The organism is Streptomyces yamdrokensis, from assembly GCF_053890455.1.
This window is the reverse complement of the sequence record NZ_CM132679.1, coordinates 2,903,695-2,930,491: the sequence shown is the minus strand read 5'-3', so window position 1 is coordinate 2,930,491 and position 26,797 is coordinate 2,903,695. Positions and strand designations below refer to the sequence as shown.

The 26,797-nt window shown below is 72.8% G+C and carries 23 protein-coding genes; 17 read left to right on the top strand and 6 right to left on the bottom strand.

What is annotated here, in order from left to right; translation table 11 throughout:
* Positions 1-43 precede the first annotated feature (43 nt).
* From ACWZEH_RS12615 to ACWZEH_RS12540, 16 genes are all read left to right on the top strand, one after another.
* A complete protein-coding gene (locus ACWZEH_RS12615; protein WP_456199578.1) occupies positions 44-622 on the top strand; it encodes a YqgE/AlgH family protein in 579 nt (192 codons plus the stop codon).
* 28 nt (positions 623-650) lie between these two features.
* On the top strand, positions 651-947 hold the full coding sequence (locus tag ACWZEH_RS12610; RefSeq protein ID WP_266076086.1) for a DUF3039 domain-containing protein: 297 nt from the start codon (positions 651-653) through the stop codon (positions 945-947).
* A 206-nt stretch (positions 948-1,153) separates the two neighbouring features.
* Entirely contained in the window at positions 1,154-2,446 is a 1,293-nt protein-coding gene (locus ACWZEH_RS12605; RefSeq protein ID WP_456198160.1) for an extracellular solute-binding protein, read from the top strand.
* 4 nt (positions 2,447-2,450) lie between these two features.
* Positions 2,451-3,425, top strand: a complete 975-nt coding sequence (locus ACWZEH_RS12600; RefSeq protein WP_456198159.1) for a carbohydrate ABC transporter permease — start codon at positions 2,451-2,453, stop codon at positions 3,423-3,425.
* A gap of 29 nt (positions 3,426-3,454) precedes the next feature.
* A complete protein-coding gene (locus ACWZEH_RS12595; protein WP_456199576.1) occupies positions 3,455-4,300 on the top strand; it encodes a carbohydrate ABC transporter permease in 846 nt (281 codons plus the stop codon).
* Positions 4,301-4,310: 10 nt separating this feature from the next.
* The gene (locus ACWZEH_RS12590) at positions 4,311-5,981 is read left to right on the top strand and encodes a beta-N-acetylhexosaminidase (RefSeq protein WP_456199574.1); all 1,671 of its coding nucleotides are present in this window, start codon (positions 4,311-4,313) and stop codon (positions 5,979-5,981) included.
* Positions 5,982-6,283: 302 nt separating this feature from the next.
* Complete coding sequence (locus tag ACWZEH_RS12585; protein ID WP_456198158.1) at positions 6,284-7,177, top strand: FAD binding domain-containing protein; 894 nt, start codon at positions 6,284-6,286, stop codon at positions 7,175-7,177.
* On the top strand, positions 7,174-9,141 hold the full coding sequence (locus ACWZEH_RS12580; protein ID WP_456198157.1) for a (2Fe-2S)-binding protein: 1,968 nt from the start codon (positions 7,174-7,176) through the stop codon (positions 9,139-9,141). Before ACWZEH_RS12585 ends, ACWZEH_RS12580 begins: the two co-directional genes overlap by 4 nt.
* Entirely contained in the window at positions 9,138-11,480 is a 2,343-nt protein-coding gene (locus ACWZEH_RS12575; protein ID WP_456198156.1) for a xanthine dehydrogenase family protein molybdopterin-binding subunit, read from the top strand. The genes ACWZEH_RS12580 and ACWZEH_RS12575 overlap by 4 nt, the downstream gene beginning before the upstream one ends.
* Positions 11,481-11,853: 373 nt before the next feature.
* Positions 11,854-13,098: an SUKH-4 family immunity protein gene (locus ACWZEH_RS12570; RefSeq protein ID WP_456198155.1), complete on the top strand. Its 1,245-nt coding sequence runs from the start codon at positions 11,854-11,856 to the stop codon at positions 13,096-13,098.
* Between the two features lie 256 nt (positions 13,099-13,354).
* A complete protein-coding gene (locus ACWZEH_RS12565) occupies positions 13,355-14,863 on the top strand; it encodes an MFS transporter (RefSeq protein WP_456198154.1) in 1,509 nt (502 codons plus the stop codon).
* A gap of 40 nt (positions 14,864-14,903) precedes the next feature.
* The gene (locus tag ACWZEH_RS12560) at positions 14,904-15,104 is read left to right on the top strand and encodes a CopG family transcriptional regulator (RefSeq protein WP_381220928.1); all 201 of its coding nucleotides are present in this window, start codon (positions 14,904-14,906) and stop codon (positions 15,102-15,104) included.
* Positions 15,101-15,490, top strand: coding sequence for a type II toxin-antitoxin system death-on-curing family toxin (locus ACWZEH_RS12555; RefSeq protein ID WP_456198153.1), 390 nt, complete (start codon positions 15,101-15,103; stop codon positions 15,488-15,490). Before ACWZEH_RS12560 ends, ACWZEH_RS12555 begins: the two co-directional genes overlap by 4 nt.
* A 117-nt stretch (positions 15,491-15,607) precedes the next feature.
* A complete protein-coding gene (locus tag ACWZEH_RS12550) occupies positions 15,608-17,398 on the top strand; it encodes a DEAD/DEAH box helicase (protein ID WP_456198152.1) in 1,791 nt (596 codons plus the stop codon).
* Between the two features lie 285 nt (positions 17,399-17,683).
* Positions 17,684-18,325, top strand: a complete 642-nt coding sequence (locus ACWZEH_RS12545; protein WP_384009743.1) for an IclR family transcriptional regulator — start codon at positions 17,684-17,686, stop codon at positions 18,323-18,325.
* Positions 18,326-18,600: 275 nt separating this feature from the next.
* A complete protein-coding gene (locus tag ACWZEH_RS12540; RefSeq protein WP_456198151.1) occupies positions 18,601-19,392 on the top strand; it encodes a S16 family serine protease in 792 nt (263 codons plus the stop codon).
* A 25-nt stretch (positions 19,393-19,417) separates the two neighbouring features.
* Here ACWZEH_RS12540 and ACWZEH_RS12535 read toward each other — a convergent pair whose 3' ends face one another.
* Genes ACWZEH_RS12535 through ACWZEH_RS12515 form a run of 5 tightly spaced genes read right to left on the bottom strand, consistent with a single transcriptional unit; the run spans position 19,418 to position 23,785 of the window.
* Complete coding sequence (locus ACWZEH_RS12535) at positions 19,418-20,386, bottom strand: glycine betaine ABC transporter substrate-binding protein (RefSeq protein WP_456198150.1); 969 nt, start codon at positions 20,384-20,386, stop codon at positions 19,418-19,420.
* Entirely contained in the window at positions 20,383-21,315 is a 933-nt protein-coding gene (locus tag ACWZEH_RS12530; RefSeq protein WP_456198149.1) for an ABC transporter permease, read from the bottom strand. Before ACWZEH_RS12530 ends, ACWZEH_RS12535 begins: the two co-directional genes overlap by 4 nt.
* Positions 21,312-22,610 carry an ABC transporter ATP-binding protein gene (locus ACWZEH_RS12525; RefSeq protein ID WP_456198148.1) on the bottom strand — a complete coding sequence of 433 codons (1,299 nt, stop codon included), beginning with the start codon at positions 22,608-22,610 and terminating at the stop codon, positions 21,312-21,314. Before ACWZEH_RS12525 ends, ACWZEH_RS12530 begins: the two co-directional genes overlap by 4 nt.
* Complete coding sequence (locus ACWZEH_RS12520) at positions 22,603-23,250, bottom strand: ABC transporter permease (RefSeq protein ID WP_456198147.1); 648 nt, start codon at positions 23,248-23,250, stop codon at positions 22,603-22,605. The genes ACWZEH_RS12525 and ACWZEH_RS12520 overlap by 8 nt, the downstream gene beginning before the upstream one ends.
* A 34-nt stretch (positions 23,251-23,284) precedes the next feature.
* Complete coding sequence (locus ACWZEH_RS12515) at positions 23,285-23,785, bottom strand: Lrp/AsnC family transcriptional regulator (protein ID WP_383811095.1); 501 nt, start codon at positions 23,783-23,785, stop codon at positions 23,285-23,287.
* Positions 23,786-23,956: 171 nt separating this feature from the next.
* Here ACWZEH_RS12515 and hppD point away from each other — a divergent pair, with 171 nt between their 5' ends.
* Positions 23,957-25,105: a 4-hydroxyphenylpyruvate dioxygenase gene (hppD, locus tag ACWZEH_RS12510; RefSeq protein ID WP_456198146.1), complete on the top strand. Its 1,149-nt coding sequence runs from the start codon at positions 23,957-23,959 to the stop codon at positions 25,103-25,105.
* A 166-nt stretch (positions 25,106-25,271) separates the two neighbouring features.
* On the opposite strand, the gene ACWZEH_RS12505 is transcribed toward hppD, so the two are convergent.
* Positions 25,272-26,735 carry a tetratricopeptide repeat protein gene (locus ACWZEH_RS12505; protein WP_456198145.1) on the bottom strand — a complete coding sequence of 488 codons (1,464 nt, stop codon included), beginning with the start codon at positions 26,733-26,735 and terminating at the stop codon, positions 25,272-25,274.
* Positions 26,736-26,797 lie beyond the last annotated feature (62 nt).

Below are 26,797 nucleotides of genomic sequence, written 5' to 3'. Positions count from 1 at the left end.
ATTGCCTCCCCACGGAAGGGGAAGATGCGGGATCATGTCTGGCATGACCGAGGTGTCCTCGCTCACAGGGCGGCTGCTCGTGGCCACGCCCGCTCTGGCGGACCCGAACTTCGACCGCGCGGTCGTGCTCCTCCTCGACCACGACGAGGAGGGGTCCCTCGGTGTCGTGCTCAACCGCCCGACCCCGGTGGGTGTGGGCGACATCCTGGAGGGCTGGGCGGACCTGGCCGGCGAGCCCGGGGTCGTCTTCCAGGGAGGCCCGGTGTCGCTGGACTCGGCCCTCGGTGTCGCCGTCGTCCCCGGCGGGACCGGGACGGGCGCCACGGCCGCGCCGCTGGGCTGGCGCCAGGTGTACGGCGCGATCGGACTGGTCGACCTGGAGGCGCCGCCGGAGCTGCTCGCCGCCGCCCTCGGCTCGCTGCGCATCTTCGCCGGATACGCGGGCTGGGGTCCCGGCCAGCTGGAGGACGAACTGGCGGAAGGCGCCTGGTACGTCGTCGAGTCGGAGCCCGGTGACATCTCGTCCCCGGCGCCCGAGCGGCTCTGGCGCGAGGTGCTGCGCCGCCAGCGGGGTGAGCTGGCGATGGTGGCCACCTACCCGGACGACCCTTCGCTCAACTGATGCGGGTGAGCTTCAGTACCCTTGTTTCATGAGCACTCTTGAGCCCGAGCGCGGGACTGGTACGGGGACCCTCGTAGAGCCGACGCCGCAGACCTCCCACGGTGACGGCGACCACGAGCGCTACGCCCACTACGTCCAGAAGGACAAGATCATGGCGAGCGCTCTCGACGGCACGCCCGTCGTCGCGCTGTGCGGCAAGGTGTGGGTGCCCGGCCGCGACCCGAAGAAGTACCCCGTCTGCCCCATGTGCAAGGAGATCTACGAGTCCATGAGCGGCGGCGACGACGACAAGGGCAAGGGCGGCAAGGGCAAGGGCGACAAGTAGCCGCGCCGGGCTCCGGCCCCCGGGTGCGTTTTGCGCGCCCTGGGGGCCTTTGTGCTGCCCGCGCGTTGCGCGGAGTGCGTCAGCCGGTCACAGAGTGGTTGAGACCTCTTGTGGGCTCGTTCACCTAGTCCCTAGCCTCCGGTGTTGTTGTGCACAGCGAAACCAGCGTTGCGCATGTTGCAACACTTCATCGGAGGAAACAGTTCATGAAGCTGTCCGTCCGCCTGGTCGCCCTCGCGGCCGTCATCGCCACCGCCGCCTGCGCGCCCCAGACTTCCGGGGATTCCTCCTCCGACAAGGACGAGAAGACCGGGACCCTGCGCGTCTGGCTCTTCCAGGAGGTGAACAACGCACCCAAGGAAAAGGTCGTCGACTCCGTCGTCGCCGGATTCGAGAAGGCGCACGACGGCACCGAGGTCACCGTGGAGTACATCCCGGTCGAGACCCGCGCCGAGCGCATCAAGGCCGCCTTCAACGACCCGAAGTCCGCGCCCGACCTCGTCGAGTACGGCAACACGGACACCGCCGGCTACGTGAAGGACGGCGGACTCGCGGACATCACCGAGGAGTTCGGCGCCTGGGACGAGGCCAAGGACACCGACCCGACCGCCCGGCAGTCGGTCACCGTCGACGGCAGGGTCTACGGGGCGCCGTACTTCGTGGGCGTACGCGCCCTCTACTACCGCACCGACGTCTTCGACGAACTCGGCCTCGAACCCCCCGCCTCGCAGGCCGAACTGATCTCCACCGCGCAGGAGATCCGCGCCGCGAAGCCGGACCTGTACGGCATCGCCGTCGGCGGCGCCTACACCTACGGCGCGATGCCCTTCATCTGGGCCCACGGCGGCGAACTCGCCACCGGCAAGGGCGGCTCGTACGCCTCCGCGATCGACACCCCCGCCGCCCGCAAGGGCATCGAGGCGTACACCTCCCTCTTCGGCGACGACAACTGCCCGGCCGCCAAGTGCGCCGGCATGGGCGGCAACGACACGGTGACCGCCTTCGCCTCGGGCAAGGCCGCCATGGCGATCGGCGGCGACTTCAGCCACGCGGCGATCGAGGCCGGAACGGTGAAGGGCAAGTACGCCGTCGTTCCGCTGCCGGGCGTGGAGCCCGGGTCCGTCGCCCCCGCCTTCGCGGGCGGGAACAACCTCGGTGTCCTGAAGTCGACCTCGCACCGCACCCTCGCCGTCGACCTGATGCAGCGGCTCGCCTCGAAGAAGGCGCAGGGCGAACTGTTCGACGCGATGGGCTTCCTGCCGACCTTCTCGGACGTGCGCCAGCAGGCGGCCGCCGAGGAACCGTTCCTGAAGCCGTTCGTGGAGACCCTCGCCGCCGACACCAGGTTCGTGCCGGCCTCGCCCGCCTGGGCGCAGATCGACGCCTCGCTGGTACTGCCGACCATGTTCCAGGAGGTCGTCAGCGGCAAGAAGGACGTGGAAGCCGCCGCCGGGAGCGCGGAGAAGAAGATGAACGAGGCGTTCGGCTCGGTGGGCTGACCCTGTGGCCGCACAGAACACGGTGGCCGTGCGCAGGCGTCCCGCGCTCCGCACGGCCACCGCACCCCACACGCCGCGACGCCCCGAAGGCGGGGGCCGGGGCCGCAGGCCCGGCCTCACCCCCTGGCTCTATCTCGCCCCCGCCCTCGTCGTCCTCGGCGGGCTGCTCGCCTACCCCGTCTACCAACTCGGCCTGATCTCGCTCTTCCACTACACCCAGGCCCAGGTCAGCGGCGGCGAACCGACCACCTTCCAGGGCCTGGGCAACTACGGCGAACTCCTCGCCGACGAGCAGTTCTGGCGGGTGCTGCTCACCACCGTCCTGTTCGCGGCGGCCTGCGTGGTCTCCACCCTGGCCGTGGGCTGCGCGCTCGCCGTGCTCCTCACCCGGGTACGCGCCGTGCCGCGGCTCGCGCTGATGCTGGCCGCGCTCGGCGCCTGGGCGACCCCGGCCGTCACCGGCTCCACGGTGTGGCTGCTCCTCTTCGACGCCGACTTCGGCCCGGTGAACCGGGTACTGGGCCTCGGTGACCATTCCTGGACGTACGGGAGGTACAGCGCCTTCTTCCTCGTCCTGCTCGAAGTCGTCTGGTGCTCCTTCCCGTTCGTGATGGTCACCGTCTACGCCGGCATCCGCGCCGTGCCCGCCGAGGTGCTGGAGGCCGCCGCCCTGGACGGTGCCTCGCAGTGGCGTGTCTGGCGCTCGGTGCTCGCCCCGATGCTCCGGCCGATCCTGGTCGTCGTCACCATCCAGTCGGTGATCTGGGACTTCAAGGTCTTCACCCAGATCTACGTCATGACCGGCGGGGGCGGCATCGCCGGCCAGAACCTGGTCCTCAACGTCTACGCGTACCAGAAGGCGTTCGCGTCCTCGCAGTACAGCCTCGGCGCCGCGATCGGCGTGGTGATGCTGCTGATCCTGCTCGCCGTCACGCTGGTGTACCTGCGGCTGCTGCGCCGCCAGGGGGAGGAACTGTGACTCTCGTGAGCCAGGACGGGGTGCGCCGGGTGAATCCTGTGCGCGGGTTCGTACGGCGGCCGTGGCGGCTGGCGGCCGAGGCGACCGCGCTGGCGGTCGCGGTGGTGGTGGCCTTCCCGCTGTACTGGATGGTGCTGAGCGCCTTCAAACCGGCCGGCGAGATCGAGTCGGACCGGCCGAGGCCGTGGACCCTGACCCCCACCCTGGATTCCTTCAGGCGCGTGTTCGGGCAGGAGGAATTCGGCCGGTACTTCCTCAACAGCGTGGTCGTCGCGGTCGCCGTGGTGCTCGCCTCCGCGCTGATCGCCTTTCTCGCGGCGACCGCCGTCACACGATTCCGGTTCCGTATGCGGACCACCCTGCTGATCATGTTTCTGGTGGCCCAGATGGTGCCCGTGGAGGCGCTGACGATCCCGCTGTTCTTCCTCATGCGGGACGCGGGACAGCTGAACACGCTGTGGTCGCTGATCCTGCCGCACATCGCGTTCTCGCTGCCGTTCGCGATCTGGATGCTGCGGGGGTTCGTGAAAGCCGTTCCCGACGCGCTGGAGGAGGCCGCCTACATCGACGGCGCGAGCCGCGCGCGGTTCCTGTGGCAGATCCTTTTCCCGCTCGTTCTGCCGGGGCTGGTGGCCACCAGCGTGTTCTCCTTCATCTCCACCTGGAACGACTTCCTGTTCGCCAAGTCCTTCATCATCAGCGACATCTCGCAGTCGACACTCCCGATGGCCCTGCTGGTCTTCTACAAGCCGGACGATCCCGACTGGGGCGGCGTGATGGCGGCGTCCACGGTGATGACGATTCCGGTGCTGGTCTTCTTCGTACTCGTACAGCGACGCCTGGTGTCCGGACTGGGCGGCGCGGTAAAGGACTGACGTGACATCACTGACGGAACTGATTCCCGCACCCCGCAGCGTCGTCGCCGGTTGTGGCGAGGTACGGCTGACGGCGCATTCACGGATCTGCGCCGACACGGCGGCGGAGGGCGTCGGCCACTGGCTGCGCACCGTGCTCCGGCAGGCCACCGGCCTGCCGTTGCGCGAGGGACGGGAGATCGACGACGCCGACGGCGACGGTATCGGACTCCTGCTCGACCCCGGCCTCGGCCCCGAGGAGTACCGCCTCGTCAGCGACGGGGACGGCGTCCTGATCGAGGGTGGCAGCGCGGCCGGTGTCTTCTGGGGTGCCCAGACGCTGCGGCAGCTCCTCGGCCCCGACGCGTACCGCAGGGCTCCGCTCGGCCGCGACCGGACCTGGGCCGTGCCGCACGTCACGATCGAGGACGCCCCCCGCTTCCGCTGGCGCGGCCTCATGCTCGACGTCGCCCGGCACTTCATGCCCAAGGAAGGCGTGCTGCGTTCCCTCGATCTGATGGCCGCGCACAAACTCAACGTCCTGCACCTCCACCTGACGGACGACCAGGGCTGGCGCATCGAGATCGAGCGGTACCCGCGGCTGACGGAGGTGGGCTCCTGGCGTACCCGGACGAAAATCGGCCACCGTGCCTCGCCCCTGTGGAACGACACGCCGCACGGCGGCCACTACACGCGGGACGACATCCGGGAGATCGTCGCCTACGCGGCCGAGCGGCATATCGCCGTCGTTCCCGAAATCGACGTGCCCGGCCACTCGCAGGCCGCCATCGCCGCGTATCCGGAACTCGGCAACACCGATGTCGTCGACACCTCCTCGCTGACCGTCTGGGACACCTGGGGAATCAATCCGAACGTACTCGCCCCCACCGACACCACCCTGCGCTTCTACGAAGGGGTTCTCGAGGAAGTCCTGGAACTGTTCCCCGCCGACGCCGCGGGTCCCGCCGCGTATGCGCCGTCCCCGTCGTTCTCGTCGTTCGTCCACATCGGCGGCGACGAATGTCCGAAGGACCAGTGGCGTGCCTCAAAGGTCGCGCAGAAACGGATCGCCGATCTCTCACTGGCCGACGAGGACGCCCTCCAGTCCTGGTTCATCGGGCACTTCGCCGGCTGGCTCGCCGCGCGCGGACGCCGGCTGATCGGCTGGGACGAGATCCTCCAGGGCGGCCCGCCCCCCGGTGCCGCCGTGTCCTCCTGGCGCGGCTATGCCGGCGGGGTCGCCGCCGCCCGCGCGGGACACGACGTGGTCATGTGCCCCGAGCAGTACGTGTACCTGGACCACCGTCAGGACGCGGACCCCGAGGAGCCGGTGCCGATCGGGTACGTGCGCACCCTGGAGGACGTCTACCGGTTCGAGCCCGTACCGGCGGACCTGACGCCCGAGGAGGCCGGGCGGGTGCTCGGCACCCAGGCCAACGCATGGTCCGAGGTGACCGAGGACCAGGCGCGGGTGGACTACCAGGTCTTCCCCCGGCTCGTGGCCCTCGCCGAGGTCGCCTGGAGCACGCTGCCCGTCCCCGCGCGGCGGGACTTCGCCGGCTTCGAGCGCCGGATGACCGCCCACTACCGGCGGCTCGACGCCCTCGGCGTCTCCTACCGCCCGCCCACCGGTCCGCTGCCCTGGCAGCGGCGCCCCGGAGTACTGGGCCGCCCCCTCGACGGCACACCCCCGAACCGGTAACGCGTACCGGGCCGGTGGCGCTTGCCGCGTCCGGAACCGGCCACGCGTGGAAGCCCGCCCCATTATGGACAGGTTGCACGAAAAGGGTGCAAGGTTCACCGAACTGTTCCCATTCGAGCGCACGGGCGATCGCGTGCGAAAACGGGCCAAGTGGGCTGTGAGGTGGGTGAACGCCTTCTAGTGGACCCCTGTCCTCGGCGCTCGCGAAGATGTGCCAGAGTTGCCACGTCCGCCCTGTCAGGTCGTACCGTACGGCTGCAACAGGTGGGACCAGGTGGGGCCGCGGGAAGGGGCAGTCGGTTTTGAGCACGCACGCACCGCAGGCGGCGCAGTCCGTGACGCTGCCCACGACGCTGGACGAGGCCGTGGCGGCGCTGACGGCCGTGCCCGCCGCCGTGCCCGTCGCGGGCGGCACCGATCTGATGGCCGCCGTCAACTCCGGGCAGCTCAGGCCGACGGCACTGGTCGGCCTGGGCAGGATCAGCGAGATCCGCGGCTGGCAGTACCAGGACGGCCACGCGCTGCTCGGCGCCGGCCTCACCCACGCCCGTATGGGCCGCCCGGACTTCGCCGCCCTCATCCCGGCGCTCGCCGCCTCCGCGCGGGCCGCCGGACCGCCGCACATCCGCAACGCGGGCACCCTGGGCGGCAACATCGCCTCCGCCGCCCCGACCGGGGACGCGCTGCCCGTGCTGGCCGCGCTCGAGGCGACGCTGATCATCGCGGGCCAGGGCGGGACCCGCCGGGAGATCCCGGTGTCGCACCTGCTGGCCGGGATGGACATGCTGCGCGCCGGTGAGCTCATCGGCTACGTGCGCGTGCCGCTGCTGCACGCCCCGCAGGTCTTCCTGAAGGCCACCGGCCGCACCGGCCCCGGCCGCGCGGCCGCCTCCGTCGCCCTGGTCCTCGACCCCGCCCGGCGCGGGGTCCGCTGCGCGGTGGGCGCCATAGCGCCGATGGCGCTGCGGCCCCTGGAGGCCGAGCAGTGGGTCGCCCAGCTCATCGACTGGGACAACAACCGCGCGCTCGTGCCGGAGGCGCTGAAGGCGTTCGGGGAGTACGTCGCCGCGGCCTGCATCCCCGATCCGGTACCCGACGAGGACGGCTCCGTCACGTCGCTGCCGCCCGCGGTACTGCACCTGCGGCGCACCGTTGCCGCACTGGCCCGACGAGCACTGGGGAGGGCGCTGTCGTGACCGACGACCAGCACGGAGAAGGCACGTCCGGCGCGTCCCAGGGCGGCGGCAGCCGCTGGGACCCGCTGCCGCAGGGCGACTACGACGACGGCGCCACCGCCTTCGTGAAGCTCCCCGAGGGGGGCATCGACGCCCTGCTGGACTCGATGGAGAGCCCGCTCGCCGCACCCGGCCACGGCTATGTGCCGCCGTCCATCACCGCCACCACCGCGGGCACCGACCCCGCGGTCGCCGGCGGCTGGACGGTGCCGGACACCGGAGCGCCGGGGGTCCCCGTGGACGGCGCCCAGTGGCACGACCCGCGGGCCGGGCAGGCGGGGGAGGACCCCGGGGCGCAGGCGGCGCACCGGCACGGCGGCCAGGACTGGTTCACGCACGACTCCGGGGCCTCCGGGCAGTGGCACTTCGAGGACCCGCCCGGCGTCGGCGACCCGGCGCAGGCGCCGGGTTCCGACGTGACCGGCCAGTGGTCGATCCCCGTCGCCGGCGGCGACCTCCCGGACGAGTCCGGCGAGTTCACCACCTCCGTGCTGGCCGAGCAGTGGGGCGCCACCCCGCCGGCCACCCCGCCCTCCACCCTCCCGGGCGGCGCCTCCGCGCCCTGGGCCACGCAGGCCATCGGGCAGCCGTGGGGGCCCGGAGTGCCGGGCGTGGACCCGGAGCACCCCGACTCCGCCCCCGGCCGGGAGCAGGAGCGCGAGCAGGACGGGGAGCAGAGCCGCGAGCAGGGCGGCCCGGAAACCGACTGGCACGCGGACCACGGCCAAGGAGCCCCCGCGTACGGCCGGGAGCACACCGCCGACCCCGCCCGGGAGCGGCCCGACGGGTGGCCCGCCCCGGGGCACGACGCCCCGCCCCGGTCGACCGGGGTGCCGCAGCCGGCCCCCGCGGAGCCCCACTGGCGGCCCGGCACCGAGGCCTCCCCGAAGGAGGCCGGCGGACCGTCAGCCCCGGAGCTCCGCGAGCACCCGCAGCCGGGTCCGGAGGGCGCCGCACGGCCCGCCGACGGGCACGGGCGGGCTCCGGAGGCCGACGAGGCCGCCGGGGAGGCCCAGCGGCCCCAGGACCCGCACGACGCCCAGAAGGGCCCGGGAGCCCCCTCGGCCGCACCGGCACCCGAGAGCGCGAGGGACCACACCGGGACGGCCCCGGACGGGGACGCCGGACCGGAACCCGGGGCCCCCGCGCCGGTCCCCGACACCGACACCGACACGGACACGGGCCCCGACGCACCCGACGACACGTCACCCGGGCACGAACTGCTCCTCGGCGCCGCGCACGACGACCACCCCCTCGCCTCCTACGTGCTGCGCGTCAACGGCACCGACCGGCCCGTCACCGACGCCTGGATCGGCGAGTCGCTGCTCTACGTGCTGCGCGAGCGCCTCGGCCTCGCCGGTGCCAAGGACGGCTGCTCGCAGGGCGAGTGCGGGGCCTGCAACGTGCAGGTCGACGGCCGGCTCGTCGCCTCCTGCCTGGTCCCGGCCGTCACCGCGGCCGGCAGCGAGGTCCGTACCGTCGAGGGCCTCGCCCAGGACGGCCGGCCGTCGGACGTGCAGCGCGCCCTCGCGCGGTGCGGCGCGGTCCAGTGCGGCTTCTGCGTACCGGGCATGGCGATGACCGTGCACGACCTGCTGGAGGGCAACCCGGCGCCCACCCCGCTGGAGACCCGCCAGGCCCTGTGCGGCAACCTGTGCCGCTGCTCCGGCTACCGGGGCGTGGTGGACGCCGTCCAGGAGGTCGTCGCCGAACGCGAGGAACTCGCCGCGCACGCCGAGGCCGACCGGGACGAGGACCGGGACACGGACCGGGACACGGGCCCGGACCGCGGCTTTGGCGGTGGGACGGGCGAGTTCCGCATCCCGCACCAGGCAGGACCGGGCGCCGGCGGCGTCGGCCCCGCCGCCTTCACGGACCCCGGACCGCACGACCGGCCCCACGGCCGGGACGGAGGCCAGGCATGAGCAACGAGGCCACCACCGTGCAGGCCGCACGGACCACGGAGGACACCGCCGGGACGGAAGGGCCCCCGCGCGGGCTCGGTGTCTCCCTGCCGGCCGCCGACACCCGCGCCAAGACCGAGGGCACCTTCCCGTACGCCGCCGACCTGTGGGCCGAGGGCCTGCTGTGGGCGGCCGTGCTGCGCTCCCCGCACCCGCACGCGCGGATCACGTCCATCGACACCACCCACGCGCGCGAGATGCCCGGCGTGCACGCCGTCGTCACCCACGAGGACGTCCCCGGCACCCCGGTGTACGAGCGGGGCCGGGCCGACCGCCCGGTCTTCGCCTCCGACGTCGTACGCCACCACGGCGAGGCCATCGCCGCCGTCGCCGCCGACCACCCGGACACCGCGCGGATGGCCGCCGCCGCCGTCATAGTCGAGTACGAGGTGCTCGACCCGGTGATCGATCCCGAACAGGCCTTCGAGGCCGAACCGCTGCACCCCGACGGCAACCTGATCCGCCACATCCCGCTGCGCCACGGCGACCCGGACGCGGCCGGTGAGCTGGTCGTCGACGGCCTGTACCGCATCGGCCGCCAGGACCCCGCGCCCATCGGCGCCGAGGCCGGACTCGCCGTCCCCCGCCCGGACGGAGGCGTCGAGCTGTACCTGGCCTCCACCGACCCGCACGGAGACCGGGACGAGGCCGCCGCCGCGTTCGACCTGGACCCCGAGCGCGTGAAGATCGTCGTCACCGGGGTGCCCGGCGCGACCGCCGACCGCGAGGACCAGAGCTTCCGGCTGCCGCTCGGCCTGCTGGCGCTGAAGACCGGCTGCCCGGTCAAACTCACCGCCACGCGCGAGGAGTCCTTCCTCGGCCACGCCCACCGGCACCCCACCCTGCTGCGCTACCGCCACCACGCCGACGCCGAGGGCCGGCTGGTGAAGGTCGAGGCGCAGATCCTGCTCGACGCGGGTGCCTACGCCGACACGTCCTCGGACGCGCTGGCCGCCGCCGTCGCCTTCGCCTGCGGCCCCTACGTCGTCCCGAACGCCTTCATCGAGGGCTGGGCGGTCCGCACCAACAACCCCCCCTCCGGGCATGTGCGCGGCGAGGGCGCCCTGCAGGTGTGCGCCGCCTACGAGGCGCAGATGGACAAGCTGGCCAAGAAGCTCGGCCTCGATCCGGCCGAGCTGCGCATGCGCAACGTCATGGCGACCGGCGACGTCCTGCCCACCGGCCAGACCGTGACCTGCCCGGCCCCGGTCGCCGAACTCCTCGAGGCGGTGCGGGACCACCCGCTGCCGCCGCTGCCCAAGGACACCCCCGAGGACGAGTGGCTGCTGCCCGGCGGCCCCGAGGGCGCGGGCGAACCGGGCGCGGTGCGCCGCGGGGTGGGCTACGGCCTGGGCATGGTGCACATGCTCGGCGGCGAGGGCGCGGACGAGGTGTCCACGGCCACCGTGAAGGTCCAGGACGGGGTGGCGACGGTGCTGTGCGCGGCCGTCGAGACCGGCCAGGGCTTCACCACGCTGGCCCGGCAGATCGTCCAGGAGGTCCTCGGCATCGACGAGGTGCGGGTGGCGCCCGTGGACACCGACCAGCCCTCGGCGGGCGCGGGCAGCCGCGGCCGGCACACCTGGGTGTCGGGCGGTGCGGTGGAGCGTGCGGCGAAGATGGTCCGCACCCAGCTCCTGGCGCCCCTGGCCCACAAGTTCGGCATGTCCGCCGAACTGCTCCAGATCAGCGACGGCCGGATCACCTCGTACGACGGCGTGCTGTCGACGCCCGTCGCCGAGGAACTGGTGGGCAAGGAACTGTGGGCCACCGCCCAGTGCCGTCCGCACCCCACGGAGCCCCTGGACGAGTCCGGCCAGGGCGACGCCTTCGTCGGGATGTCGTTCTGCGCGATCCGCGCGGTGGTCGACGTCGACATCGAGATCGGCTCCGTACGGGTCGTGGAACTGGCCGTCGCCCAGGACGTGGGGCGGGTGCTGAACCCGGCCCAGCTGGCCGCCCGGATCGAGGCGGGCGTCACCCAGGGCGTGGGTGCCGCGCTCACCGAGAACCTGCGCACACCGCGTGGTCTGGTCCGGCACCCCGACCTCACCGGCTACGCCCTGCCGACCGCCCTGGACGCGCCCGACATCCGGATCGTGAGGCTGGTCGAGGAGCGGGACGTGGTCGCGCCGTTCGGCGCGAAGGCGGTCAGCGCGGTGCCGGTGGTGACCTCGCCGGCGGCCATCGCCGCCGCCGTCCGCGCGGCCACCGGCCGCCCGGTCAACCGCCTGCCGATCCGCCCGCAGGCAGCGGTGGTGACCAGCGGCCGCGACCGGCTGATCAGGTCCGGCGACTGACGCCCGGCGGCCGGCGCTCGGGGCGCCGTCCGGTGACCGCCGTCCGGTGACCGGCGGCCGGTGGCTGACGTCCGGTAACCGGCGCTCGGTGTCGTGGTGGGAGAACGCGCACGCCGATTTCCGTGCGCGGGCAACGCGCGGGGGTGTTCGAGCGTCTTGTGGGGCGGGGGCGTCCGCATCCGTGTTCCGGCCGGGCCGCCCGTCCGCTTCCGGTCCGGGGGCGTTGTCAGTGGTGGCACGTAGTGTTCCGAGTGGTGGGGGACGGCTGCCGGGTGCGGGGGGCCGGGGGCCCGTCCCGCCCGGGCGGGGAGGTGCCGTCCGGAGCGTTGGAGCACGGGACACGGGACTGAGCGCACGTATGCACGGGGGAGCCATGAGCACGACCGACACCGTAGCCACGGATGCCATGGACGCCACGCATGCCATGGACGCCACGCATGCCACGGGCACTGCGGGAGCGATCGTCCTGACCGAGGACGACCTCGATCCGTTCATCACGCACGCGGCCACGCGCCGCTGGCTGACCGGCCCCGGACTGCCCTGCGAAAGCGGCCTGTTCAGCTTCGCGCAGCTGCGCGACGCCGGCGGTCCGCGCACGGTCGCCGGCTCCACCGGTGACCCGGGCGAGAGACTCTCCGCGGAGCTGCGGGACCAGCTGGTCGTCGGTCAACTGCTGGGCCCCGCCGGCCTGGAGACGGAGTCGGTCCTGCTCGACGGTGTCACCGGCGAGGTCTCGACGACGTACTTCTTCCACGACCGCCCCGACCTGATGGACCGTCGCCCGCTCGCCCCGTCGCTGCCGACCCTGGTGCGGTTCGCCGCGGCGACGGACGAACTGGCGGGACTGCGCGGCCAGTTCGCCGCCTACGCGGGCCGCTGGGGCACCAAGGCGGTGGCACAGGCCTCGCGGCAGCTGCTCGCGGTGTTCGAGGAGGGGGCGGACGGCGAGCCGGCGCCGCTGTGGCGGATGGCCGCGCTGATCCGCCCGCTGGCCCTGGTGGCCGGTCCGGGCGCGGCCTCGGGACTCGCCCTCGACCTCCCGGTCCGCCTGCTCGACCAGGAGTTCGGCCGACGGGGTGTGGTCCGCTTCGAGGAGTTCGACTTCCCCGCGACGCTGACGCACGAGCCGACCCGCCGCTTCCTGTGCGGGACGGGCCTGCCCGAGGACGGCTTCCTGTTCCAGCTGGACACCGACCTGCCGCTGCGGACCCTCGCCGAGTACTACGGCGAGAACGGCGACGGCGACCCCGGCGCGTTTTGGGCCGGCCGCCTGCCCGCCCACGCCGGCCGGCTGATCCGCCTCGGCCATCTGATCGAGGACAACAGCCTGGTCCTCGACGGCGCCACCGGCGAGGTCCTGAACTGGAGCGAGCCGGACTCGGCCCTGTACCCGCTGAACACGGACGTCTCGACCCTCGCCTTCACCCTCTGGCTGCTGCACCGCGAGCACGCCATCGACGAGGAGTCGGGCCACGCGCTGACCAGCGGGACGTACGACCAGCTGGCCATGACGATGATCCAGGTCCTGTCCGCCGTCGACCCGACGGGCACCACGACCGACGCCGACTGGCACTACTGGACGGAGCTGTTCCAGGACGAGGCGGGCGGGGTGCTCTGAGAGCGCGCTCCGAAAACACCCCGCCCGTGTCGGGGACGAGGTGTGGTCTTCGCCACCTCGCCGCCGCGAACCCGGTACGCCGACCGTACGGCGGGGCGAGAGCGGCGCCCAAGGCATTCCGGCGCGACGCGGCGGGACTGCCACACGCCGTTCATGAACGCCGGGACGGGCGGCCGGGGGAGTACGACCAAGGTCCCGGTGCCGGTCCGACCCCCGACAGGCGTCAAAGTGCTCCGTGGCCCTTACTCTGACGCCCATGGCCGCCCCGATCCCGCGCGACACCCCTGTCGCCAAGACCTCCGCCGTCCCGCCCGGGTCCACCGCCCCGCCCGGACCAGCCGTCCCGCCCGGACCAGCCGTCCCCGACGGTGAGGGCGGCGGGAGCGTGCTGAGCGGCCCCTACCGGGCGCTGAGCATCGGCATCGTCTCCGTGGTGCTGCTGATCGCCTTCGAGGCGACGGCGGTGGGCACGGCCATGCCGGTCGCGGCGCGCGAGCTGGACGGGGTGCCGCTGTACGCGTTCGCGTTCTCGGCGTACTTCACCACCAGCCTGTTCGCGATGGTCCTCGCCGGCCAGTGGTCGGACCGCGGCGGACCGCTCGCACCGCTGACCACGGGCATCGCCGCCTTCGCGGCCGGGCTCCTGCTGGGCGGGACGGCGGGCTCGATGTGGCCGTTCATCCTGGGCCGGGCCGTGCAGGGCCTCGGCGGCGGCATGGTGATCGTCGCGCTGTACGTCGTCGTGAGCCGGGCCTACCCGCAGCGGCTGCGTCCGGCGATCATGGCCGCGTTCGCGGCGAGCTGGGTGGTGCCCTCGATCGTCGGCCCGCTCGCCTCCGGAGCGGTGACCGAACACCTCGGCTGGCGGTGGGTGTTCCTCGGCATCCCGGTCCTCGTCACGCTCCCCCTCGCCCTCGCCCTCCCGCAGATACGCCGCCTGGCGTCCGGCTCGGCGGGCGACGGCACCGACGCACCGGCCTCCTCCGGCGGCCGCCGCATCCGCCTCGCCCTCGCGATCTCCTTCGGCGCCGGGCTGCTCCAGTACGCCGCCCAGGACCTGCGCTGGCTCTCCCTGCTGCCCGGCGCGGCGGGTGCCGCGCTGCTGGTGCCCGCGGTGCTGGGCCTGCTCCCGCGCGGCACCTGCCGCGCGGCGCGCGGCCTGCCCTCGGTGGTGCTGCTGCGCGGCGTCGCCGCGGGCTCCTTCATCGCCGCCGAGTCCTTCGTCCCGCTGATGCTGGTCACCCAGCGCGGCCTCAGCCCGACCCTCGCCGGCCTCTCCCTCGCGGCGGGCGGCGTCACCTGGGCGCTGGGCTCCTGGCTCCAGTCCCGGCCCCGCGTCCAGCCCCACCGGGAGCGGCTGACGATCCTGGGGATGGCCCTGGTGGCCGGCGCCATCGCGGCGGCCCCGAGCGTGCTGATCGAGGCGGTCCCCGCCTGGGCCCTGGCCGTCGCCTGGGCGTTCGGCTGCCTCGGGATGGGCCTGGTGATCTCCTCCACCAGCGTGCTCCTGCTCCAGCTCTCCGCACCCGAGGAAGCGGGCACCAACTCGGCCGCCCTCCAGATATCCGACGGCCTCTCCAACGTCCTCCTGCTGGCCGTCGGCGGCGCCGCCTTCGCCGCCCTCGGCGGCGGCACGGTCGCCCACGGGGCCACCGGGGCCTCCGGCTCCCACCCGGCCGCCTTCGCCGCGGTGTTCCTGCCGATGGCGGCGGTGGCTCTGGCGGGGGTGTGGGTGGCGACGCGGCTGCGGTCCCCCTCCCCCTGAGTGGTACTACTTTGACCCCATGTGGTGGTACCGTTTTGGTATGGCCACGAACCTGCGTCTCCGCGACGACCAGAAGGAAGCTCTCAAGCTGCGCGCCGAGGAAGAGGGGGTCAGCATGCACGCCATACTGCTGAAGGCCGTGGACGACTACCTGGCCCGGACGGCTCACGAGACGCTCGTGCGCAAGGCGGCCAAGGAGCAGACCGCCAAGTGGGCCGAACTGCTGGAGCGGCTCAAGTGACGTATGTCTATCTGTCGGCCGAGGACGTCCTGGCCATCGCCGAGAACGCCGTCGATGATCAGGACATCGCCGTGCGCGACGCGGGTCTGCTGGAGTCGGCCGTGCACCGCCCCTCGGCCTCCATGTTCGGCCAGGAGGCCTACACCGACCTGTTCGACAAGGCGGCCGCACTCCTGCAGTCCCTGACCATCAACCACCCCTTCGTCGACGGGAACAAGCGCACGGCCTGGGTGTCCTGCGTCGTCTTCCTGGCGATGAACGAGGCGCAGCTGCGTCCCGACATCGACGCGGCCGAGCGCCTGGTCATCGCCGTGGCGACCGGCGACATGGACGAGGTCAAGGTCATCTCCGAGGCATTGAGGGATCTGGCCGAGCAGGTGGTGTGACCTCGGTCCCATCCTCGGCAGCCCTGGCGCAGTCCGGGCGTTGACGCCGACGGGCCATCGATAGGGTGGCCCGGCCGTCCCGCACAGCCGAGCCGCTCTACCCCCTCAACGGAGACCGTGACTACCACCGCCGCTTCCGCCTCGCACCACCTGTCCCCGGCCTTCCCCGGCCGTGCCCCCTGGGGCACCGCCGGCAAGTTGCGCGCCTGGCAGCAGGGGGCGATGGAGAGGTACCTACAGACGCAGCCGCGCGACTTCCTGGCGGTCGCCACCCCCGGCGCCGGCAAGACGACCTTCGCGCTGACGCTGGCCTCCTGGCTGCTGCACCACCACGTCGTGCAGCAGGTGACCGTCGTCGCGCCCACCGAGCATCTGAAGAAGCAGTGGGCCGAGGCCGCCGCGCGGATCGGGATCAAGCTGGACCCCGAGTACAGCGCGGGCCCGGTCGGCAAGGACTACCACGGCGTCGCCGTCACCTACGCCGGTGTCGGCGTGCGCCCCATGCTGCACCGCAACCGCGCCGAGCAGCGCAAGACCCTCGTCATCCTCGACGAGATCCACCACGCCGGTGACAGCAAGTCCTGGGGCGAGGCCTGCCTGGAGGCGTTCGAGCCGGCCACCCGCAGGCTCGCGCTCACCGGTACGCCGTTTCGGTCCGACACCAACCCCATCCCGTTCGTGGCGTACGAGGAGGGCGACGACGGCATCCGCCGGTCGGCCGCCGACTACACCTACGGGTACGGTTCCGCGCTCGCCGACGGCGTCGTCCGCCCCGTCATCTTCCTCTCCTACAGCGGCAACATGCGCTGGCGCACCAAGGCCGGCGACGAGGTCGCGGCCCGCCTCGGCGAGCCCATGACCAAGGACGCGATCAGCCAGGCCTGGCGCACCGCCCTCGACCCGCGCGGTGACTGGATGCCGTCCGTGCTGCGCGCCGCGGACCAGCGGCTGACCGAGGTCAGGAAGTCCGTCCCGGACGCCGGTGCCCTGGTCATCGCCGCGGACCAGGACTCCGCCCGCTCCTACGCCAAGCTGATCCGCGAGATCACCGGCAGCAAGGCCACCGTCGTCCTGTCCGACGACACCGGCGCCTCGAAACGGATCGACGACTTCAGCGGCAGCGACGACCGGTGGATGGTCGCCGTCCGCATGGTGTCCGAGGGCGTCGACGTACCGCGCCTGGCCGTGGGCGTGTACGCGACCACCATCTCCACCCCGTTGTTCTTCGCCCAGGCCGTCGGCCGTTTCGTCCGGTCGAGGCGGCGCGGCGAGACCGCCTCCGTGTTCCTGCCGACCGTCCCGGACCTGCTGGGCTTCGCGAACGAGATGGAGCGCGAGCGCGACCACGTCCTCGACAAGCCCAGGAAGGAGGGCGAGGAGGACCCGTACGCCGAGTCCGAGAAGGAGATGGACGAGGCGAACCGGCAGGAGGACGAGGACACCGGCGAGGAGATGCTGCCCTTCGAGGCACTGGAGTCCGACGCCGTCTTCGACCGGGTCACCTACAACGGCGCCGACTTCGGCATGCAGGCCCACCCCGGCAGCGAGGAGGAGCAGGACTACCTGGGCATCCCGGGGCTCCTCGAACCCGACCAGGTGGAGCTGCTGCTGCAGAAGCGGCAGGCCCGGCAGATCGCGCACAGCCGCAAGAAGCCGGACGACGAGGCCGACCTGCTCGAACTGCCCGCCGAGCGGCGCCCCGTGGTCTCCCACAAGGAGATGATGGAACTGCGCCGCCAGCTCAACAACATGGTCGGCGCCTACGTCCACCAGAGCGGCAAGCCGCACGGCGTCATCCACACCGAGCTGCGCCGCGTCTGCGGCGGGCCGCCCGCCGCCGAGGCCACGCCGGGACAGCTGCGCCAGCGGATCGCCAAGGTGCAGGAGTGGGCCACCCGCATGCGGTGAATTCCCTTCACCCCTCGCGCATAGCGGGACGAAAGGGGCGGCTTCGCAGTTGCCGGTGCCCGGATTCTGGACGGAGCCTTCCGCTGACCGAACCGGCTCGCTACTGTCCCGCTACGCACACGCCCCGTGGCAGCGCCGCCGCGGAGCGCAGCCGTGAAGCGACTGCGCCCGGGACACAGCCGGGCCGCCGGCCGATCGGCGGCCTCTGAAGCGCGTCACCGACGGGACTCGGTGACGCATACGCCGTGAGAGGGCCGCCGACCTGACCACGAAGGAGTGGGCGTCGTGACCGCGGAGACCTCCCAGACGCTCGACCGGGGACTGCGGGTCCTCAAGCTGCTGGCCGACACGGACCACGGCCTGACCGTCACCGAGCTATCCCACAAACTGGGCGTGAACCGGACCGTTGTGTACCGGTTGCTCGCCACACTGGAACAGCACGCGCTCATACGCCGTGACCTCGGCGGACGGGCCCGGGTCGGGCTCGGAGTGCTGCGGCTGGGCCGCCAGGTGCATCCGCTCGTACGCGAGGCCGCGATGCCGGCCCTGCGGTCGCTGGCGGAGGACATCGGCGCGACCGCGCACCTGACACTGGTGGACGGGGCCGAAGCGCTGGCCGTCGCCGTGGTGGAACCGTCGTGGACGGACTACCACGTGGCCTACCGGGCCGGGTTCCGGCATCCGCTGGAGCGGGGCGCCGCCGGCAAGGCGATCATCTCGGCCCGCCTGCAACGGCCCCACGACCCCGGATACACCCTCACCCACGGCGAGCTGGAGGCCGGCGCGTGCGGAGCGGCGGCGCCACTGCTCGGGGTCACCGGCGTCGAGGGCAGCGTCGGCGTGGTGATGCTGGCCGACGTGGTCCCCGAACGGGTCGGCCCGCGGGTCATGGACGCGGCCCGCGAGGTCGCGGAGGCCCTGCGCTGACGGCCGGAAGGCGCCGGGGCGGCGCTCGCCCCGGCAGCGAAGGCCACCCGCGCGGGCGTGCGGGCCCCGATGCCGTGCGTGGCGGGAACCGGGCACGGCCGCCGTGCCGGCCGGGAAGCGGGACGGCGCGCCCGGTCGCCGCCCGGCGCACCGGAAGAGGCCCGTGCCGGCCGGTGCGGAGGAGGCCGGGCCTCGCAGGCCGCCGGCCCGGGAGGCTCTTCGAGCGGGGAATCCCCCGGATCCGGCCGGGGGAGGACCCGCGTTAGATTGAACCCGTGCTCTCTCGCCTCACGCGCCCCCGGGCCCTCGCCGTCTGCGCCGTTCCCGTCGTCGCCCTGCTGGCCACGGCGGTGTTCGCGCCGCTGCCGTTCTCGTTGGCACAGCCGGGGCTGACGGCCGACGTGCTCGGCGAGAACCGGGGCACGCCGGTCATCACCGTCTCCGGCGCGCCGACCCGCGAGACCACCGGCCAGCTGCGGATGACGACGATCGAGGCCACCTCCCCCGACACCCGGGTGAGCCTCCCGGACGTCCTCGACGCCTGGTTCGGCACCGACCGGGCCGTCATGCCCCGCGACTCGGTCTACCCCAGCGGGGACGACGTCGAGGAGATCGAGCAGTACAACGAGGAGCAGATGCGCAAGTCCCAGGACGAGGCGACCCTGGCCGCGCTGGGTTACCTGGATCTGGACGGCAAGGACGTCGAGGTCGACCTGGAGCTCGCCGACGTCGGCGGCCCCAGCGCCGGCCTGCTCTTCTCCCTCGGCATCGTCGACAAGCTGAACGGTGACGACAGCGGAGGCGACCTCACCGGCGGCCGGACCATCGCCGGTACGGGGACGATCGACGCCGAGGGCAGGGTCGGCGCCGTGGGCGGCGTGCCGCTGAAGACGCAGGCCGCCCGGCGGGACGGCGCCACCGTCTTCCTGGTGCCCGAGGCCGAGTGCGCCGACGCGCAGGCCGAACTCCCCGACGGTCTGCGCCTGATCCCGGTCACCACCCTCGAGGCCACCGTCGACGCCCTCGTCGACCTGGAGAAGGACGCGGGCAAGGTCCCGAGCTGCTGACGCGGTCCGCCCGTCCGGCCGGCGTCTACCCCTCCTCGACGAACCCCTCGTCCACCATCCAGTCCAGCGCCACCTGGTGGGGGTCCTCGCCGTCCACGTCCACCCTGGCGTTCAGGGTCCGCGCCACCTCGTTGTCCAGCTTCGCCGTGACCGGGTCGAGGACCTCGGGGATCGCCGGCCACTCCTCGAGGGTGTCGGTGTTGACCGTCGGCGCCGCGTTGTAGTTGGGGAAGAACTTCCTGTCGTCCTCCATCACCTCCAGGTCCATGGACTTGATCCGTCCGTCGGTGGTGAAGACCTCGCCGTACGTACAGGTGCCCTCGGCCGTCTGGGTGTAGATGATCCCGGTGTCCATCTGGGTGACGTTCCCCGCGGCGATGTTCATGCCGTACGCCTTCTCCATGCCCGGCAGCCCGTCCGCCCGGTTGGCGAACTCGCCCTCCACGCACAGGGTCACCGCCGCCGGATCGGACTTCGCCAGCGCGGCCACGTCCGACAGCGTCCGCGTGCCGTACTTCCTGAAGTTGGCCTGGTTCATGGCCAGGGCGTAGGTGTTGTTCAGCTCCGACGGCTCCAGCCAGGTCACCCCGTTCCTCCGGTCGGCCTCGCGCACCGCCTCCCACTGCTCGCGCGGGTCGGGCAGGGGCCTGCTGTTGCCCTGGTACGTGATCCACGCCGTGCCGGTGTACTCGTACCCGGCGTCCGCGTCCCCGTTCACGACCGCCTCCCGGGAGCCGACCGAGCCCTGGATACCGGTGCGGTCGATGACCTCGGCGCCGGCCGCCTGGAAGGCGATGCCCATGATCGCGCCCAGGATCAGCTGCTCGGTGAACTCCTTGGACGTGACGGTGAGGGTCGCGCCCTCGAGCGGCTTCCCCCGCCCGATCGACCCCGGCTCCACGTCGTCGACCATGGGGGAACCGCTGGTCAGCCCGCAGGAGGAGACCCCCGCCAGCAGCACTGCGGCGAGCAGCAGGCACCCGCGCCGCCTCATCCGCCCGCCTCCAGCCCCCGTGGCCGCAGAAGCAGTTCGGCCAGTGAGGCCAGCCAGTCCACCAGCAGGGCCAGGGAGATGGTGAGGATCGAGCCCAGCATCAGCACCGGCATCCGCTGGCTGGTGATCCCGGTGGTGATCAGGACGCCCAGACCGCCGCCTCCGCCGAAGGTCGCCAGGGTGGCGGTGCCGACGTTCAGGACGAGGGCCGTACGCACCCCGGCGAGGATGAGCGGGACGGCCAGGGGAAGTTCCACGCGGCTCAGCACGCCCAGCGGGGACATGCCGATGCCGCGCGCCGCCTCCAGCAGCGTCGGATCGTTGGCCCGCAGACCCGCGATGGTGTTGGAGAGCACCGGCAGCACGGCGTAGGCGATGATGCCGATGAGGGCGGCCCGGCGGCCGATGCCCAGCCAGATCACCAGCAGCGCGAGCAGACCGATCGCGGGCGTCGCCTGGCCCGTGTTGGCGAACGCCATCGCGGCCGGGGCCGCCCTGCGCAGCGTCGGCCGGGTCAGCAGGATGCCCAGCGGAATCGCGATGACCAGCACGAAGAACGTCGAGATCACGGTCAGTCCGATGTGCTGCCGGAGCGCCTTGGTCACCTGCCCGCCGGACAGCGCGTTTTGGGACAGCGTGTCCAGGTCGGCCTGCGTGAACCACAGCCAGGTCGCGAACAGGACGACGACCAGCACCACGGGCAGGACCGTCAGCTTCTGCCACGTCACCGGGGAGGCGTCCGCCGCCGCGGGCCCGGCCGGCCGCCTCGTCGTCCCGCCTCCGTGCCCGCCGTCGTCCTCGTCCCGGCCTTCGTCGTCGACGTCTTCGTCGTTCCCGTTCCCCTTCCCGTCCCGGAGGGCGGGCCCTGCGGCCTCGTGCTCGTCCGGGGGCCGGCGCCCGCCGGGCGGCCGCCGCGATGAGGCGCTCACCCGTCCGCCTCCCCGCCGGCGCCCTCCTGCTCGGCGTGCGTCCTCACGGCCCGCTGCCCCTCCAGTTCGTGCTGGGCCTCCATCGCCTCCAGCCGGTCGGCCTCCAGCAGTTCGTGGACGGAGTTCATCAGCGTCTCCACGTCGACGACGCCCTCGTAGGCGCCGCGCCCACCGGTGACCGCCACCCGGCCGGAGCTGTCGGTCAGCACCGCCTCCAGCGCGTCCCGCAGGGTCGCGTCCCGGGTCACCGTGTCGTGCACCAGGGTGCCCGCGCGGGCCAGCGAGCCCTTGGCCCGCATCAGGTCGCCGCGCCGGAGCCACTTGTAGGGGCGCCGCCGCCGGTCGAGCAGCAGGATCTCGTTGGAGCCGCTGGAGCGGAGCAGGTTGAAGATCTCCTGGAGCGGGTCGTCGACGGTCACCGTCGGATAGTCGGTGATCTCCACGTCCCCCACACGGGTGAGGTTCAGCCGCTTCAGCGCGGCCCCGGCGCCGACGAAGCCGGACACGAAGTCGTCCGCCGGGTTGGTGAGGATCGCCTCCGGGGTGTCGAACTGGGCGATGTGCGAACGCTCCCGCAGCACCGCGATCCGGTCGCCCAGCTTGATCGCCTCGTCGAAGTCGTGGGTGACGAAGACGATCGTCTTGTGCAGCTCGTGCTGCAGCCGGATCAGCTCGTCCTGGAGGTGGTCGCGGGTGATGGGGTCCACCGCCCCGAACGGCTCGTCCATCAGCAGCACCGGCGGATCCGCCGCCAGTGCCCGCGCCACGCCCACCCGCTGCTGCTGCCCGCCGGAGAGGCTGCGCGGATAGCGGCCGTGGAACTCGCCGGGGTCCAGGCCGACCAGGTCCAGCATCTCCTCCACCCGCGCCCGTACCCGGGCCGCCGGCCAGCGCAGCATCTTCGGCACCAGTGCGATGTTCTGGGCCACCGTCATGTGCGGGAACAGCCCGCTGGACTGGATCGCGTATCCGACCTTGCGGCGCAGTCTCACCGGGTCCATGTCGGTGACGTCCTCGCCGCCGATGCGGATGCGGCCGCCGCTCGGCTCGATCAGCCGGTTGATCATCTTCAGCGCGGTCGACTTCCCGCAGCCGGACGGGCCGACGAGGATGACGGTCTCGCCCGCCCGGATCTCCATGCTGACGTTGTCGACGGCCGGCTGCGGGCTGCCCGGGTACCTCTTGGTGAGGGACTCCAGCTCGATGGTCGCGCCGGTGGTCCCGGTGGGTTCGCCGGCCCCGTCGCCGGATGCGTCGGGTGCGCCGGGCGCCTTCGGAGCCGGTGACTCAGGCACGGATCCCCCTGGAGATGGTCAGCCGCCCGATCAGGACGTACACGGCGTCGAACAGCAGCGCGAGAATGATGATCAGGAGGGTGCCCGCGAGCACCTGGTTGAGCGCGTTGCTGCTGCCCAGCGAGGCGATCCCGCGGAAGATCAGGTTGCCCAGGCCGGGACCGGAGGCGTACGCGGCGATGGCGGCGATGCCCATCAGCATCTGCGTGGAGACCCGGATGCCGGTGAGGATCGGCGGCCAGGCCAGCGGCAGCTCCACCCGCGCCAGCCGGGCCACGCGCGACATGCCGATGCCGGTGGCCGCGTCCACCAGCGCGGGGTCGACCCCGCGCAGCCCGACGATCGCGTTCCGCACGATCGGCAGCAGCCCGTACAGCGTCAGCGCGATCACCGTCGGCGGCACCCCGAGCCCCACGACCGGGATCAGCAGACCGATCATGGCCAGCGACGGGATGGTCAGCAGGGTCGAGGTGGCGGTCGTGGCCAGGTTCCCCGCCCAGTCGCTGCGGTACGTCGCCACCCCGATCAGCACCCCGATCACGGTCGCCGCCACCATGCACTGGAAGACCACGCTCGCGTGCTGGTACGTGTCGACGAGCAGCTGCTGGTGGCGGTTGCCCAGGTACTCCCAGAAGTCCACGTCCCCTCACTCCAGCTCGGCCATGCCCGTCCGGTCAGTCCGGTCCGTCCGGGTCCCCGCCCGGCGGTTCGAGGAGCGCGGCCTGCTCCACCAGCGGGATGATCCGCAGCGGAACGGGGTTCTCCATCACGATCGCCGTGGCGGCCCGGACGATGCCATCAAAACCGACCACACGGTCGATCACCCGTTGGAGATCGGCGTTGGAGCGGGCCACGAGCCGGCACAGCATGTCCCCGCTGCCGGTCGTGGTGTGCAGCTCCAGGACCTCCGGCACGGTCGCCAAGTGCGCCCGGACATCAGCCCCTTGGCCCTGGCGGATCTCCAGCGTCGCGAACGCCGTGACCGGGTAGCCGAGGGCCGCCGGATCCACCTGGGGACCGAATCCGCGGATGACTCCGTTCGACTGAAGCCGGTCCAGCCGCGCCTGCACCGTCCCCCGCGCCACCCCGAGCCGCCGGGACATCTCCAGCACTCCGATCCGCGGCTCCCGCGCGAGGAGCAGGATGATCCGGCCGTCCAGCCGATCGATCGCCACACCGGCCTCCCCTCCTGGTCACCAGGACGCCCGGCCGCCCGGTCGCCCGGCAGCTCGGTCACCTGGTCATCCTGTACAGACAGTCCGCCGATCGCGGCATCCCACTGGACAGAGTGCCCAGTGAAAACGCGAACTATTGCGCACCTTGCAGAGCTGGCCCACCCTGCACCTATGACGCAGACCACACACCACACTCCCGACACGACCGCCCGGCAGGCCGATCCCTTCCCGGTCAAGGGAATGGACGCGGTCGTCTTCGCCGTGGGCAACGCCAAGCAGGCGGCGCACTACTACTCCACCGCCTTCGGCATGACGCTGGTCGCCTACTCCGGACCGGAGAACGGCAGCCGCGAGACCGCGAGCTACGTCCTGGAGAGCGGCTCCGCCCGCTTCGTGTTCACCTCGGTGATCAAGCCGTCCACCGAGTGGGGCACCTTCCTCGCCGACCATGTGGCCGCGCACGGCGACGGCGTCGTCGACCTCGCCATCGAGGTCCCGGACGCGCGCGCCGCGTTCGCCTACGCCGTCGAGCACGGCGCCCGCCCGCTCGCCGAGCCGTACGAGCTGAAGGACGAGCACGGCACCGTCGTCCTCGCCGCGATCGCCACCTACGGCAGCACCCGGCACACCCTCGTCGAGCGCACCGGCTACGACGGGCCCTACCAGCCCGGCTTCGTCGCCGCCGGGCCGATCGTCGAACCGCCCGCCCGGCGCTCCTTCCAGGCCGTCGACCACTGTGTCGGCAACGTCGAACTCGGCCGGATGAACGAGTGGGTCGCCTTCTACAACAAGGTCATGGGCTTCACGAACATGAAGGAGTTCGTGGGCGACGACATCGCCACCGAGTACAGCGCGCTCATGTCGAAGGTGGTCGCCGACGGCACGCTCAAGGTCAAGTTCCCGATCAACGAGCCGGCCGTCGCCAAGAAGAAGTCCCAGATCGACGAGTACCTGGAGTTCTACGGCGGCGCCGGCGTCCAGCACATCGCGCTCAACACCAACGACATCGTGCACACGGTCCGCCAGATGCGCGCGGCCGGTGTGCGGTTCCTGGACACCCCGGACTCGTACTACGACACCCTCGGCGAGTGGGTCGGCGACACCCGGGTGCCGCTCGACACCCTGCGCGAGCTGAAGATCCTCGCCGACCGGGACGAGGACGGCTACCTGCTGCAGATCTTCACCAAGCCGGTCCAGGACCGGCCGACCGTGTTCTTCGAGATCATCGAGCGGCACGGCTCCATGGGCTTCGGCAAGGGCAACTTCAAGGCCCTCTTCGAGGCCATCGAGCGGGAGCAGGAACGCCGCGGCAACCTGTGACCGGGTGCCGGATGCCGGGTGCCGGGTGCCGGATGCTGGATGCCGGGTGCCGGGTGAGGGGTGCCGGCGGGACCGGCAACGGCGAGGGCCGGACACGGGCGGGCACCACCCCGTGTCCGGCCCTCGTCGGCCCTCGTCGGCCCTCGCCGGTCCTCGCCGGTTCTCCTCACGACCAGTCCGGCGGCCCGTCCCCGACCGGTGGCTCGCCCAGCCGTTCCAGTGCCGCCTTCGCCTCGGGCACCCGAAGCGGGGAGAAGTACGGGTTGATGGCCAGGGCTTCCCGCAGATGCCGCCGCGCGGCCCCGTACCGCTCCAGCTCGCGCTCGATCATGCCCCGGTGGAAGGCGTGCGGCGCGCTGCGCACCCCGCCGCCGTGCGTCCCCTCCGTCGCCCGCACCGCGAACTCCAGCGCCTCCTCGGACCGCCCCGACCGGTGCAGCGCCCAGCCCAGGGCGTCGGCCACCGCCGTCGACGGCTGCCGCTCCCACTCCGTGCGCAGCAGCCGCACCGCGGTCCGGGGGTCCCCGTGGTCCGCCTCGAACCGGCCGAGGACCAGATTCCCGTCGGCCCCGTGCGCGGCGGCCTGCCGTACCCGCGAGCGCAGCAGGTCGTAGTGGACCCGGGCGGCCTGCCGCAGCCCCAGGGACTCGTACAGCTCGCCCAGTTCCAGCGCGTACTCCGGCAGCGGCTGCCGGGCCAGCGCCGCCCGGTAGGCGCTCAGCGCCTGAGTGGTCCGGCCGAGCGCGGCCAGCGCCCTGCCCTGTCCCGCCTGCGCCGCCCGCTGGTCCGGGTCGATGCGCACCGCCTCCCGGAAGTGCCGCAGGGCGTCCTCCCGGTCGCCGCGCTCCCAGGCCAGCTGCCCGGCCCGCTCCAGGTACGACGCCCGCTCGGCCGGTTCCCCGGCCGCCGCGGCGGCGTCGGCGAGCTGGGCCGCCGCGTCCTCCCGCCAGCCCTTGTCCCGGTACACGGCCGCCGCCCGAGCCATCACGGCCGGACCCGACCGCAACGCCTTCAGCCGGTCCAGCATCCTGTCCGCCGCCCCGCCGTCGCCGAGCCCCGCGTACGCCTCGATCAGCGGGGGATACGTCGTCCACCGCTCCGGCTCCAGCTTCAGCGCCCGCCTGCCCCACTCGAGCGCGGCGGGATGGTCGCCGCGCGCGTTCGCCAGCACCGCCAGCCCGCGCAGCGCCTCGGCGTTGCCCCGCGGCCGCACCTTCAGCGAGGTGCGCAACGCCCGCTCGGCCCGCGAGTACCGCGCGGGGTCCGCCAGCCGCCGCCCCTGCTCCACCCGGGCCGCCCCGAGCAGCGCCCAGGACCGCGCGTCCTTCGGACGCTCCCTCAGCAGCCGCTCCCGCTCCTCGACCAGCACCTCCAGATCGGACAGCGACGCCGGCACCCCGCCGGCCACCGCCGCCCGCGCCCGCGCCCCGGGGGCCGGCTCCGGCGGCCCCTCCGCCCTCTGCCCCCACGGCAGCAGCACCAGCACCCCGCCGAGCACGGCGCACCCGGCGGCCGCCGAACCGAACCGCGCCCGGCGCCCGCGCCCCACCCGCCCGCGGGCCTCGCCCCCGCCCCCGCCCCCGGTCTCCTGCGGTCTTCCGCCCTCGGTCTTCTGTGGCTTGTCGTCCATGGCGCACACTGTGCGTCACATCATCCGCCGATACGACGAACCACACCCCGGCTCACCACGCC